Annotated in this window: 13 protein-coding genes; 5 read left to right on the forward strand and 8 right to left on the reverse strand. The window is 42.1% G+C overall.

The window, feature by feature from the left end; genetic code table 11:
* Positions 1-9: 9 nt before the first annotated feature.
* Positions 10-249: a DUF6737 family protein gene (locus ACL6C3_RS31325; RefSeq protein ID WP_413164143.1), complete on the forward strand. Its 240-nt coding sequence runs from the start codon at positions 10-12 to the stop codon at positions 247-249.
* Here ACL6C3_RS31325 and clpS read toward each other — a convergent pair.
* From clpS to ACL6C3_RS31345, 4 genes are all read right to left on the reverse strand, one after another.
* A complete protein-coding gene (gene clpS, locus ACL6C3_RS31330; RefSeq protein ID WP_413164145.1) occupies positions 246-539 on the reverse strand; it encodes an ATP-dependent Clp protease adapter ClpS in 294 nt (97 codons plus the stop codon). The two genes, ACL6C3_RS31325 and clpS, sit on opposite strands and share 4 nt — an antisense overlap.
* Before the next feature lie 574 nt (positions 540-1,113).
* Positions 1,114-2,181, reverse strand: a complete 1,068-nt coding sequence (locus ACL6C3_RS31335) for a tocopherol cyclase family protein (RefSeq protein ID WP_413164147.1) — start codon at positions 2,179-2,181, stop codon at positions 1,114-1,116.
* Positions 2,182-2,249: 68 nt separating this feature from the next.
* Positions 2,250-2,546 (reverse strand): type II toxin-antitoxin system RelE/ParE family toxin, encoded by a 297-nt coding sequence (locus ACL6C3_RS31340; protein ID WP_413164149.1) that lies wholly within the window; start codon positions 2,544-2,546, stop codon positions 2,250-2,252.
* Positions 2,543-2,764, reverse strand: a complete 222-nt coding sequence (locus ACL6C3_RS31345; RefSeq protein ID WP_046280921.1) for an addiction module protein — start codon at positions 2,762-2,764, stop codon at positions 2,543-2,545. The genes ACL6C3_RS31340 and ACL6C3_RS31345 overlap by 4 nt, the downstream gene beginning before the upstream one ends.
* A 121-nt stretch (positions 2,765-2,885) precedes the next feature.
* On the opposite strand from ACL6C3_RS31345, the gene ACL6C3_RS31350 reads away from it, so the two are divergent.
* Together ACL6C3_RS31350 and ACL6C3_RS31355 are read left to right on the forward strand one after the other, a co-directional pair.
* Positions 2,886-3,140: a helix-turn-helix transcriptional regulator gene (locus ACL6C3_RS31350; RefSeq protein ID WP_413164152.1), complete on the forward strand. Its 255-nt coding sequence runs from the start codon at positions 2,886-2,888 to the stop codon at positions 3,138-3,140.
* A complete protein-coding gene (locus ACL6C3_RS31355) occupies positions 3,141-3,395 on the forward strand; it encodes a helix-turn-helix domain-containing protein (RefSeq protein ID WP_413164153.1) in 255 nt (84 codons plus the stop codon).
* Positions 3,396-3,628: 233 nt separating this feature from the next.
* Here the strand turns inward: ACL6C3_RS31355 and ACL6C3_RS31360 are convergent, their stop codons facing one another.
* The 4 genes from ACL6C3_RS31360 to ACL6C3_RS31375 form a co-directional block, all read right to left on the reverse strand.
* The gene (locus ACL6C3_RS31360; protein ID WP_413164155.1) at positions 3,629-4,651 is read right to left on the reverse strand and encodes a hypothetical protein; all 1,023 of its coding nucleotides are present in this window, start codon (positions 4,649-4,651) and stop codon (positions 3,629-3,631) included.
* 55 nt (positions 4,652-4,706) lie between these two features.
* The gene (alaS, locus tag ACL6C3_RS31365; protein ID WP_413164157.1) at positions 4,707-7,439 is read right to left on the reverse strand and encodes an alanine--tRNA ligase; all 2,733 of its coding nucleotides are present in this window, start codon (positions 7,437-7,439) and stop codon (positions 4,707-4,709) included.
* A 140-nt stretch (positions 7,440-7,579) separates the two neighbouring features.
* Entirely contained in the window at positions 7,580-8,143 is a 564-nt protein-coding gene (locus ACL6C3_RS31370; protein ID WP_413164159.1) for a Uma2 family endonuclease, read from the reverse strand.
* A 374-nt stretch (positions 8,144-8,517) separates the two neighbouring features.
* The gene (locus ACL6C3_RS31375; RefSeq protein ID WP_413164161.1) at positions 8,518-9,069 is read right to left on the reverse strand and encodes an REP-associated tyrosine transposase; all 552 of its coding nucleotides are present in this window, start codon (positions 9,067-9,069) and stop codon (positions 8,518-8,520) included.
* Between the two features lie 573 nt (positions 9,070-9,642).
* Between ACL6C3_RS31375 and ACL6C3_RS31380 the strand changes: the two genes are divergently transcribed.
* Both ACL6C3_RS31380 and ACL6C3_RS31385 read left to right on the forward strand, forming a co-directional pair.
* On the forward strand, positions 9,643-11,076 hold the full coding sequence (locus ACL6C3_RS31380; RefSeq protein ID WP_413164163.1) for a DUF3370 domain-containing protein: 1,434 nt from the start codon (positions 9,643-9,645) through the stop codon (positions 11,074-11,076).
* A gap of 405 nt (positions 11,077-11,481) precedes the next feature.
* Positions 11,482-12,912, forward strand: a complete 1,431-nt coding sequence (locus ACL6C3_RS31385) for an alanine/glycine:cation symporter family protein (RefSeq protein WP_413164164.1) — start codon at positions 11,482-11,484, stop codon at positions 12,910-12,912.
* Positions 12,913-12,988: the final 76 nt, after the last annotated feature.

Genomic DNA, 12,988 nt, shown 5'->3' on the forward strand with positions numbered 1-12,988 from the left:
ATTTAGTTTATGGAAACGGACGACCCAAAAACAATTAATCCCTGGAATTATAAGCCCTGGTGGTGTCAACCCTGGTCGATTTTGTTAACGGGAACTTCTATCATCCTCGGAAGTGGGTTGCTGTTTCAAACCTGGTGGTTAACCGCAATTGTCGCCCTTCCGATTTTAGTTTGGATGGGATACTTTCTGCTCGTTTGGCCGAAATTAATCGTCGAAAGCGGTATCCTCGACTCCGACTCCAAACGTTAAGCCTTTTCTAACGGCGCCATCGTTAGCCCTTCTCGGGTTAATTGCGTGTGATAAAGTTCGGCCTGTTCTAGCGGACCCACCCAAACCGTCGCCTGTCCTTCGTAGTGAACTTGATTGGTTAAATCCCAAGCCAGATCGGGATTCATTCCCGGAATATACTTCATCAAACAACTGGCAACGTGCTGAAAGGTGTTAACATCGTCGTTCAGAACAATCACCTTATAGTTAGGATAAGGTTGACGGGTAACTTGACTGGAACGACTGGGCGCAACAGTAGGAGAAGAAGTCATGGGTCAGTTACCAGAACAAGGGTTTAACAACTGTACAGTTACAACTTAAATTCTAGCTCAACCAAATCGTTAAGCCTAGCTACTTAGTCTTAGACTATAGCACAAATCTCGAACTTGGCAAAGGGTTAACCTTCTGGGCTACGGGACTGGCCGGACTCGAACCGGCGACCTAGCGCTTCAGATTGGTGTGAGTTTCCCCACTCTCTGGACTCTCTCTTCACCCTTGGCAAAAGCCTTTAGGTGGTGGCCGTCGAGTCTCTGCACCTTCTCTATCCTAAATTTAAGATAAAGCTTGGCTCAAGATTACCCTATCCTAACATGAACTTAGGCTTCCTTGAGTTTGACCACATTCACGCCCGGAGTTTCCTCTCGGGATGCCCGATCTTTTCAGGAGGCGCTTGCTCTATCCATCTGAGCCACAGCCCCAATTTGGTTATCTTTCCCCATGTTAACAAAAGATACCGCAGTTTTCATCCGTTCAAGTGGGGAAGAGTCGGGGATTTAGCAATTTATACCGTTTTTAGACGGCTTTGTTTATTATTTGCTTATTACTATCCGACGACTTAGCTTGTCGTTAATTCACCCAAATTTCTTTCCAAGGACTGCCCCCAACTTCCAAACCGCAGAGATGACTTTCTGCCCGTAAAATAATTTCATTTCCCCGCTTCAATTCTAACATAATTTCACCCCGCATGGTATCCCGACAAAAGAAAATTAATCCGTCTTGTGTGGGCGCTCGTAAGGGCGTTCCCGGTTGGTCAGTTTTGGCGGATAATGTAACTTGAAATTCTAGATTTTGGGCTTGCATTTGCCAAGTTCCCCAAGGTTCTATTTGCCAATTTACTTGAGAATTCCAGGGAACAAACTCATAAAATTTACCCCGATAATGAATCCCAATCATCGCTACAGATTCCATCCAAGCTAACACGCCCCGCCTTCCTCCGCCTGCGGTTAGTGCCAAATCGGGTTCATTTTCAAAACAGTTACAATTGACCCAAAACCATTTTTGAGGAAACGCACCGCCCCAGTTTTTCTCACTATAAGCGGGCGCATTATTAAACTGATAAATTTTCCCGTTCCACTCTATCCAACCAGTTGCTAACCCGTGCGCCATTAAGATTTGCCAACCCGGTTCAAAAATGGGGAGAAAAGACAACCAACCCGCTGTAGACTGTTGGGGTTGACCAACATTTCCCCATCCATATATCGGCCGGGTTGAATATTCCCAACGACAGGTTTGTTGGGTTCCCGGATCGTGTAAAGTACCCTGATGCCAAGTGGTTGTAACTTGATACCCTTGTCGGATATGATGATTAAAAAGTTCGGGTTCGAGATAAGCGGGGGTTGATGTTAAGTCGGTTTCGCCCCAATGACCCAATTCTAACGCCTGGGGAGACGCCCAAAACCGGTTAACATCGGGAAAGGTGCGACAGAGATACTCATCATCCGGGCCTAAAATTTGCGCCCCCCCGCCACTGTGAAGCTGTCCGCCAATGGGGTCTTCGATAGAGTACATGAATGCAAAGGTTTGACGGTCTTCGCTTAGGGTGACGCGGAAGTACCAGCCTTCAAAAAAACGGCGATCGCTTTGATCCCAGTGATAGCCACTGTGGGGGGTTTGTAGGAAGTTTTGTTCGGACATACTGATGTTGGGAGGCTAACCGATATTAGCTTATCATTTTATGGTTCTTGGGTTAAGTTAGAATGAAGTTAAAGGCGCTTTTGCCAGGTTTTCGGGTTGCGTTTTGTATGAAAGCAAGCGATAATAAGAATGGTATTATTGTTAAAAAAATAAAAGATTCCATAGGGAAATCTGCGAACAAGTATTCGACGAGTTTGCTTGTAAATTTGAGGATAAGCAAATGGATTTTCAGCAATTGAGGAGAAACAGTTATCAACTGCACGAATAAACTCCGAACCCAGTCCTTGACGGCGCTGTTCATACCAACAGTAAGCATCCTCAAGATCGAGTTCAGCTTCGGGCTGAATAATAATAGGATAACTCATTGACGGCTTTGAATTCGTTGTTTAACTTCTTCCCAACTTGAACCCGATGTGGGATTTTGTTGGTAAGCTTCTAGACGACAGTCGAGTTCTTGACGCTGTGCGTCTGTTAATTCGGGTTCATCTCCTGTAGTCGCAAGGCTATCCCAAATAATTTCTATTAGTTCTAGTCGTTCTGAAACACTCAGTCTCAGGATTTCGTTGAGAAGTGAATTCGTCATCGTTTCCGGCTTGATATATTTTTACTTAATTATGGCACAAAGGCATATTATGAACAGGGGGAGACGCTACGCGATCGCCAACTTTTTTAGATAATTATTAGATACTTTGTTATATTGCCCTATGCCTCAACGAAGACCATCAAGAGAAGGAGTGGGGAAATCACCCCTGAAAAAGCTAAGAGATGAACTGGGAATGTCTCAAGAGGAGTTGGCGAGACAGTTGGGTATTTCTTCGCGAACCGTCAGCCGTTGGGAAGCGGGGGATAATGTACCGACGTTCACGGTTCCGCAAATTAAGGCTTTAGCACGTTTGCTGGAGTCGAAAGGAAAAACAATAGAAGATTTACCGGATCATTTTGGGCCATCGGATGATTAGATGAAAAAAGATCGCAGACCCCAAGACAGTCCCTCACCGATAGAAACCCTCAGACTTGAACGAACCCAACTGTCTCAAGCTGAATTTGCCGTGTTGTGTGGAATTCCTCTGCGAACCTATCAGCGTTGGGTTTCTGGGGAAACCGAAGCCAAGCCGACTCCCCGTCAGTGGAAAGCGATAATACGGGTGTTGAATATTCAATCTATTGAGGAAATTCCCGATGATTTTGGCCCTGTTGACTTGACGGACAATTAAAGATTTTTTGTTATATAGCGATCGCCAAGTTGAGTGTCAGGTGTATCGTCCTTTTAGGGGTTGTGGTGTTGAGAGTATCACTTCTATAGCATTTTCATTTGAGATGTAAACAGTAGTGCAAGCGTCTCAGTATCTCGAAGGCTTCTCTAGGTCAATGGTTTTCCATAAATCATTTGAAAACACTATAACTTAATCAAATAGTAGTTTTATTGCAGGATATAGTTTTTGCTGTACTAAAAACCTATAAACTCACGTAAATCTTCCAAAATATCATTGACTACATTTTTATCTCTTTCATCCCTTAACTCCCAATTACTGATTCTAAAAACTTGCCATCCCTCTTTTTGTAATTTTCGATCTTCTTTTAAGCGTTTTGAATAACTTTCTTGATCGGCAAACCATTGATTATTACGTTTGATTGCATAATGGCTAATATCGTCTACTAATATCACAAATCTTTTATTCTTCCAAAAAACAACAAAATCTACTCGATAGATATCATCTATGTGTAGCGAGTTAGTATCTCTCAAATTTCTTTTATTAACAGAGTGCCACTGAATCCATGCTTGTGGTATTAGAACAGGAACATCTTCCTTATTCATTTGAAATTTATATTTATAACTTAAAAAAATATTTTTTTCATGTCGAGTCTGATTCATACCAATTAAAGCCATGCTTAAAACCTGGTCAGTTTCTGAAGTACAATCATACAAATTGAGAAGTTTTTGATAATTGAAGTTTGGATATACATCGGCATTTGCATCAATAATACCAATTCCTTTTTGTAGCTCAAACTTCAGTGTTTGACTTCTTTTTTCAGCCTTAATTACAAATTCAGGCTTTATTTTTCCGAATGGTAATCCAGCCTGAAACTGTCCTTTAAAAGTTGTATTATAATTAATTAAATCACGATAGTGAATTAGTCCGAATTCATCGTTTACTCTAAAACCTAATTGCTGACATTTATTCTTGAGACGTTGTTTAGTTTCGTCATTCACAAAATAATTTGATGATGTTAGTATATTGTTTATAACTCGCACAAATTTTCTAATATCTTCTTCTTCTTTCCAGTTAAAATTATCGTAATACTTATTTACTAATTCAAATTTTGTTTCTGAATCAGATTTTTTTATACATCCTGCTGTAGTAAAAATTTCATCAATACGTTTTAAGTAAAAAGAGCAGAGAATTTCTCTGACTTCCCATTGCAAATTCTCTAAACCAAACTGGAATTCTTGTGAAAAATGTATACTCATTCTTATCGAAATTATCTTACCTTAGTTGAAGGTGGGCATTGCCCACCCAAACAAACTACTTCAACCCCTCAACTAACTGAGTTTTTGCACTCTCTAACGCTTCACTTAACTTACTCGCATCCCGTCCCCCCGCTTGGGCAAAGTTCGGACGTCCGCCGCCGCCGCCACCGCAAATTTTGGCGATATTTCCGATAAACTTTCCGGCTTGTAACTTCTTGTCTTTGTGAACTTTTGCACTAAAAGCCGCAACTAAACTAACTTTCCCTTCTTCCGGCGACGAACCCAACACAACCGCACTTTCTCCTAACTTTTGTTGCAGCCGTTCCGCAGCCGTTTTCAATGAGTCCGCATCGACGCGGGGAAGTTCCGCCACCAGTATTTTAACCTCACCAACCGTTTCCGCTTCCGCCAATAATTGATCGGATTTTGCGATCGCCAATTCCCCTTTTGCGGCTTCCAATTGTTTCTGAGTTGCTTTTAACTCATTTTGCAAATTTGTAATCCGTTCCGGCAATTCTTCCGGCTTGGCTTTAAAGCGATCGCCCAACTCTTTGACTACATTATCCCGCACTTTTAGATAATCCAAAACCGACTGTCCCGCCACCGCTTCAATGCGACGAATACCGGATGAAATACCCGTCTCGCTGACAATTTTAAACAAGCCAATTTCAGCAGTATTATTAACGTGAGTTCCGCCGCACAATTCCATCGAAACTCCCGTATAGTCAACCACCCGCACGACATCAGAATATTTCTCGCCAAACATTGCGGTTGCACCCTTGGCTTTTGCTTCTTCTAATGGCATCTCTGCAACCACAGCCGGATGCGCCTCCGCTATCCAAGTATTCACCTGATCTTCGACTTGTTGAACCTCTTCCGACGTCAACGAACGGGGACAGTTAAAATCAAACCGCAGGCGATCAAACGACACCATTGAACCCGCCTGAGAAATAGCCGGATCGACGATTAATTTTAACGCCGATTGTAATAGGTGAGTTGCGGTATGATTGGCTTGGGCGCGACGCCGACAAGCGCGATCAATTTGGGCGTTTACGGTCATGCCAACGGTTAATATTCCCCGTTCAACTTTGCCCAAATGAATGAAGATATTCGACTCTTTTTGAACATCTTCCACCCGCACAACTGTTTCCCCAAAACTGAGAAAACCGCGATCGCCAATTTGTCCGCCCGACTCCGCATAAAAAGGCGTTTGATCGAGAACAATTTGCACCTTTGTTCCCGCTTCAGCCGACTCGACCGATTTTCCTTCAACCAATATTGCTTTAACCAACGCTTCCGAAACGGGTTCAGAATAGCCCAAAAATGCGGTTGGATGGATGTTTTCTGCTAATTTATCCAAACTTCCCTGGATGGTTAAATCAATCGTTTCATGGGCATCTTTAGAGCGATTCCGTTGTTCTTCCATCTCGCTTTCAAACCCTTCAACATCCACCGTTAACCCATTTTCTTCGGCAATTTCTTGGGTTAATTCTAAGGGGAAACCGTAGGTATCATATAACACAAACGCATCTTTCCCCGAAATCAGACCCCCCTTACTAAGGGGGGACTGAGGGGGGATTTCCTTACTAAGGGGGGACTGAGGGGGGATTTCCTTACTAAGGGGGGACTGAGGGGGGATTTCCTTATTAATAGCTTTTTCTATGATATCAGCTAATAGTTTTTCACCCCGTTCTAACGTTTCCAAGAACCGTTCTTCTTCCCGTTGTAATTCCGCTTTAATTACCGCTTCCCGTTCGCGAGTTTGGGGATAAATATCCTCGGACAAACGAATCGCCGTTTCAGCAACTTTGGTAGTAAATTCCCCCTCAATTCCAATTAACCGCCCATGCCGAACCACCCGGCGAATTAACCGTCTAAGAATGTAACCCCGACCGATATTAGACGCCGTTACTCCATCGGTAATTAAATGAACTACCGCCCGAACGTGATCGCCAATTACTTTCAGCGAAACTTGGGTTTTTGCGTCGCTTTTTTTGTAATCAATTCCCGCAATATCCGCCGCAGTTTTAATAATCGGAAAAATGAGGTCGGTTTCGTAATTATTGGGAACACTTTGGAGAATTTGCGCCATCCGTTCCAACCCCATTCCCGTGTCAATATTCTTGTTTTGTAACGGGGTCAAATTGCCGTCCGCATCCCGGTTATACTGCATGAAAACCAAGTTATAAAACTCGATAAACCGGGTATCATCTTCTAAGTCAATGTTATCATCGCCGAGTTCGGGATGAAAATCGTAGTAAATTTCAGAACAGGGGCCGCAGGGTCCGGTTGGGCCGGACTTCCAAAAGTTGTCGTCTTCTCCCATGCGCTGGATGCGGTGGGCGGGAATGCCAATTTTGTCGCGCCAAATTTCAAAGGCTTCGTCATCTTCTTCAAACACGCTGACCACCAAACGTTCGGGCGGTAAACCAAAAACTTCGGTTGACAATTCCCAACCCCAGGCGATCGCTTGTGTTTTAAAATAATCACCAAAGCTAAAATTGCCCAACATTTCAAAAAAGGTGTGGTGGCGGGCGGTGCGTCCCACGTTTTCAATATCGTTGGTGCGGATACATTTTTGGGACGTGGTGGCGCGGGGAACTTCCGGGGGGCGTTGTCCGAGGAAAATGGGTTTAAAAGGCAACATTCCGGCTATTGTTAATAGTACCGTCGGATCTTCGGGTACTAACGAAGCGCTCGGCAGAATTTTATGACCGTGTTCGGCGTAGAAGTTAAGGAATTTTTGCCGAATTTCTGAACCGTTAAGAAACTGGGGAGAAAAAGACATAATCGCTAAAGGTCAATACAGTACAATAATATCGGGTAAGAGAATTTTATTACCCGCAAATCGTGTAACCTCTATTGTAGTCCTGCCGTTGACCGTTCGTGAGTTTTGTTCGGGCGAATTTTCAAATTTCCTCAATTATATTACAAAATAATCTCGTTAACTTGAAAGTTAATTTCGGGAAAAGCCAGAGGAGATAGGGTATTTTCTGGTTGGAAGTCTTGAATAATTTGATATCCAGTGGGGGTGGGTTGTTGATGAATTTGCAAAAGATTTTGATTCAAATCTATTAACCAAACTTCTGTTATTCCGCTAGAACTATAAAGGGGAATTTTGACTTCTTTATCGTAGTTGATGCTGCTATCGGCGAGTTCAACAATCAGAAAAATATCGGAGGGTTGAGGATGTCCTGAGGCATAAAAATTGCTTCGGGGTTGGAGTAAGGCGATATCGGGTTGGGGTTCGGATAAATTATTGAGTAATATCGGATTTTGAACACTAATCAAAATGCGATCGCCTAACCTCTGAGACAATAACTGATTTAACCGATTTACACAAGCTGCATGACGTTTTCCAATGGGCGACATTTCGATAATTTCTCCGTTAATGAGTTCAACGCGATCGCTTGGCGTTAGAATTCCGACTTCTGCCATTTGATGATATTCTGAAATAGTAAACCGTCGTTTTAATTGTTGAACTGACATCATCAAGTTGTTTGTTTTATAGTTAATATTAATCTCATTTTATCACAGTTTTTTATTCTATGTGCATCAGTTCAGTAGGGTGCATCAGACCGTTAAATTTTTCATCATCGAATTAACTGTTAAATCTGATGCACCCGAAAAACTTATTTGAAGAATGGTGCATCAGACCGTTAAATTTTTCATCATCGAATTAACTGTTAAATCTGATGCACCCGAAAAACTTATTTGAAGAATGGTGCATCAGACCATTAAATTTGTGAGTATTGAATTAACTGTTAAATCTGATGCACCCGAAAAACTTATTTGAAGAATGGTGCATCAGACCGTTAAGTTTTTCATCCTCGAATTAACTGTTAAATCTGATGCACCCTACATAGTTATTCATTGCCGATATTTTCAGGAATATTAATAGATTCATTCGCACCCCAATCGGTCGGATAAAGACCTTGCTGAACAAAGCGGTGAAAGCTAGAATATTTCCAATCTTTAGGAGAATGACATAAACCATGTTTTACGGGATTATAATGAATGTAATCACAGTGATTACTAAAGTCTTTATCGTCTCTGATTAAATGTTCCCAATATCGTCTTTGCCATAAATTCTTTTCGTGACGTTTTTTGCCCGAAACACTAAGCTCTGCTAAAATTGGCAATTTATGCCCGCAACTGCGACTGACAAAACTTTTTAAATAACGCCAACGAACCGTATAATTACTATCGTTGTCTGGGAGAGTCAAAATACAATGAAAATGATCGGGTAAAAGCACAATTGCATCCAGAGAAAATGGATACAATATTTGTAACTTTTGGAAACCTTTGCGTAAAGTTTCTCGACCGATATCACTACATAACCAAGGTACTCTTTTATAAGTAACATGGGTAAAAAAATAAGTTGCACCTGGTATGGTCAATCTGCGATAGTTAGGCATGATGGAAAAAGTAGACGCTCAAACTATTATATTCGTAGGGTGCATCAGAAACAAAGGTTGATGAAATGAGCCATTATTTTATTGTCTGATGAACCCGAAAAGCTCAAATTATTATATTCGTAGGGTGCATCAGAAACAAAGATTTATTATGAGAGTTATGGTTTGATTATCTGATGCACCCTACAAACTTATTGAAAGTCGGGTGCATCAGAAACAAAGATTTATTATGAGAGTTATGGTTTGATTATCTGATGAACCCGAAAAGCTCAAATTATTATATTCGTAGGGTGCATCAGAAACAAAGATTTATTATGAGAGTTATGGTTTGATTATCTGATGCACCCTACAAAGTTATTGAAAGTCGGGTGCATCAGAGACAAAGATTTATTATGAGAGTTATGGTTTAATTATCTGATGCACCCGAAAAGGGAGGCTCAAAAATCATCCGGTAATCGTCATTTAATGGAAGCATATTCTATTAATTGGTAGGGTGCATCAGACCGTTAAAATATTATTCCTAGAATAAACTCTTACATCTGATGTACCCTACAGGATCTCAACGGTTCAAAACCTATGAAAAATTCTATTGTTTCTATTCTGGTTGCGACGTTAACATTTTGTGGTGGTTGTGGTATTTTTCTAAAAATGGAACCGCAACCGCATCCCTTACAAGCGGCGACGCCGGAAGTCATTATTCAGCCGGGTGAAGTGCGTTCGTTACCGGGAAAAGTAGATAATATTCCCATGTTTAACAGCAATAGTCCGGAATGGGTGAAAAAAGAAGGAATTTTACTTTCCACCTTTCCAACGGACGGAAAAGCCTTTCCTGAGGCACATTTAAACTATTCTTTTAACGGCAAATTTGAACTGTTTGCCCATCATTTTGTTCACACGCCACCGGAGTCAAAAACCCTGTATTTGGGGATAATTGTTCATAACCCCGGAACGAAAAAAGTAACACTCGATATATTAGCGGCGGCGAGTTATTTAATGGAACCGGATGCACCGTTTAAACAGAAACCGCCTTTGAGTGAAAACCCTGAGGGTGAAGTGTATTCCGGTCCCGGTATTCGGGCAGTAGATACAGTTTTACGAGGGGTTCGACAAGCGGGTTTTCCTAATAAATTAGTTATTCCACCAGGGGAAAGTCGAATGTTACTTAATCATCCCATTCCGGTAAAAGGCTTAGAACGTCCTGTAAATGGTCGTTCAACATTTGCTATACTAAATAGCCGGGGCGATACACCCAATTCCCCCGCAGGGGTTTATGTTGCCAGTTTAGCCATGTACGCGAAGCAGCACCCGGACGGTAGAGAGATTGCCCCGACTTTAGTTGAGTGGCAACAATTACTCAACAGAGAAACTTTAGCACAACCTCGCGATAAAATGCCAACCCCTCCCGATCAAGTTGGCGGTCAGTTAATTTACAGTCGGGTGGCGGGAGTTCAGCAGGGTTCGCTGTGGGCGGCGAATTTAGCCGATGAGGGTAAAGAGACTTTAGAAATTCCTGAAGTTGGAACAAGATTTTCTTATGTGATTAGTACGGTACGGGCGGGAACGTTGGGAACCAAACAAGTTCAGGCGGCGAAATTATTAGTTCGTTATCCCGATACGGCTTATGAGTCTCACGGAAATTATGGGTTACATTATGATTTGAATTTACCCTTATTTAACCCAACAAATACTCCGCAAACCGTAACGTTAACTTTGGCAACCCCGAATAAAGAAGAACGTCTTTCTCAGGGGGGGTTAATGTTTCGTCAGCCTTCTTGGGATTTTCCTTATTTTCGCGGAACGGTTCGGTTACGTTATCGCAACGAACAAAATAAAAGCATAACTCGTTATGTTCACTTGTGGCAACGTCGGGGTCAACAGGTTGAACCGTTGTTAAGTGTTACGTTAAAACCTCAAGAAAAACGAACGGTTAGAGTTGATTTTCGTTATCCTCCCGATGCAACCCCACCCCAAGTTTTAACCGTTAAAACTGTCGATAAAACTTCTAAATAAACCCGTAGGGGCGCATGGCAATGCGCCCTAATTGATTTTACCGACCACTGTTGTAGGGGCGGGTTCTGAACAAATTTATGTTTCCTACAAACAACCGTGCATATTCCCGCCCCCTCTGCCTATTATCTCTTGCTAGAAGCGCCTATTTTCTATCAGTTATTTGTCACCACTATTGTGGGGCGGGTTTAGAAAAGTTATTGATGGGAAGACATAGATATTTTCAGAACCCGCCCCTACATGATTAATTTATTTTATTATTGGGTGGGGCGGGTTTAGTTGAATCTATAAGATGATATTATACATCTAACAGAACCCGCCCCTACAAAAGCCTCTATAAAAATTTCCCCAAACTTTCTGTTATATTATTGATTGATCTTTCAATGAATTACTTTTCTCACTTCTTTTATGTTAACGCTAACAAGAATTAACCCTCAAACCAACTTCAACTTTATCGAACAACTTTCGGCTACTATTTCCCAACTTCTCAAACTGATTAATGATATCATCTTTTTTGACATCGGGGGAATGCCCTTAATTGTTATTTGGTTAATTTCCGGGGGGGCTATTTTTACCGTTTGGATGGGGTTTATTAATATTCGGGGGTTTAAACACGCCATAGATATTGTTCGGGGAAAATACGATAACCCCGATGAAGTGGGGGAAGTTTCCCATTTTCAAGCCTTGGCGACGGCGTTATCTGCTACTGTTGGACTGGGAAATATTGCGGGGGTTGCTATTGCTATTCGTTTGGGAGGACCCGGCGCCTGTTTTTGGTTAACGGTGGCGGGTTTTTTGGGAATGACCACCAAATTTGTTGAGTGTACTTTGGGTCAAAAATACCGTTTAGTTAAACCAGATGGAACCGTTGCGGGGGGGCCGATGTATTATCTTTCTGAGGGGTTATCGAAAATTGGTTTACCGTTTTTTGGCAGAATTTTATCTATTTTATTTGCTATTTTAGCGATTTGCGGGGCTTTGGGAAGTTCGAGTATTTATCAATCAAACCAGTCTAAAGTCGGGGTTGCCCAGGTTATTCCAATAATAGCAGAACGGGGCTGGATTTATGGAATTTTAATGGTATTTTTGGTGGGGTTGGTAATTCTTGGGGGTATTCGCCGCATTGCCTCGGTTGCGGCTACGGTTGTTCCGTTTATGTGCGGGATATATATTTTGGGCGCAGTATGGGTAATTTTAATTAATTTTACCGCAATTCCGGCAGCAATTACCACAATTTTAACGAGCGCTTTTAGTTTGAAAGCCGCAACCGGGGGAACGTTGGGGGCGATTATTCAGGGGTTCAGACGTTCGGCCTTTTCCAACGAAGCGGGGTTGGGAATTGCGGCGATCGCACATTCGGCAGCGAAAACGAACGAACCGGTTCGCGAGGGAATTGTTGCGGTTTTGGAACCGTTTATTGATACGGTGATTGTTTGTAATTTGACGGCTTTGGTGATTATTCTCACCGGCGCTTATAATAATCCCGAATTTTCTAATTTGGGCGGTTCGGAATTAACTTCGGCGGCTTTTTCTGCGGTGATTCCCGGTTTTCCTTATATTTTGGCGTTGGCGGTGTTTTTGTTTGCGTTTTCAACGATGATTTCCTGGGGCTATTACGGTCAGCTTTGTTGGGAGTATTTGTTGGGAAGTCGGACTGCTATTGTTTATAAGCTTCTATTTTTACTCGCTATTTTTATGGGTTCGGTTGCTAACCCAACTGCTGTTATTCAGTTTAGCGATGCGATGTATTTAACGATGGCGTTACCAAACTTGTTGGGGATGTATTTTTTGGCGGGTCAAGTTTCTGAAGATTTGAAGGATTATTTTTCTCGTTTGTAGCCAGCTTGTTAGCCGGTTAGCCAGAGATTTCAATCTCTGTCTAAAAAGTCAAGTCCTCTCAACAGGACTAGATTTG

This window comes from Capilliphycus salinus ALCB114379 (assembly GCF_047276495.1).
Taxonomy (GTDB): Bacteria; Cyanobacteriota; Cyanobacteriia; order Cyanobacteriales; family Microcoleaceae; genus Capilliphycus; species Capilliphycus salinus.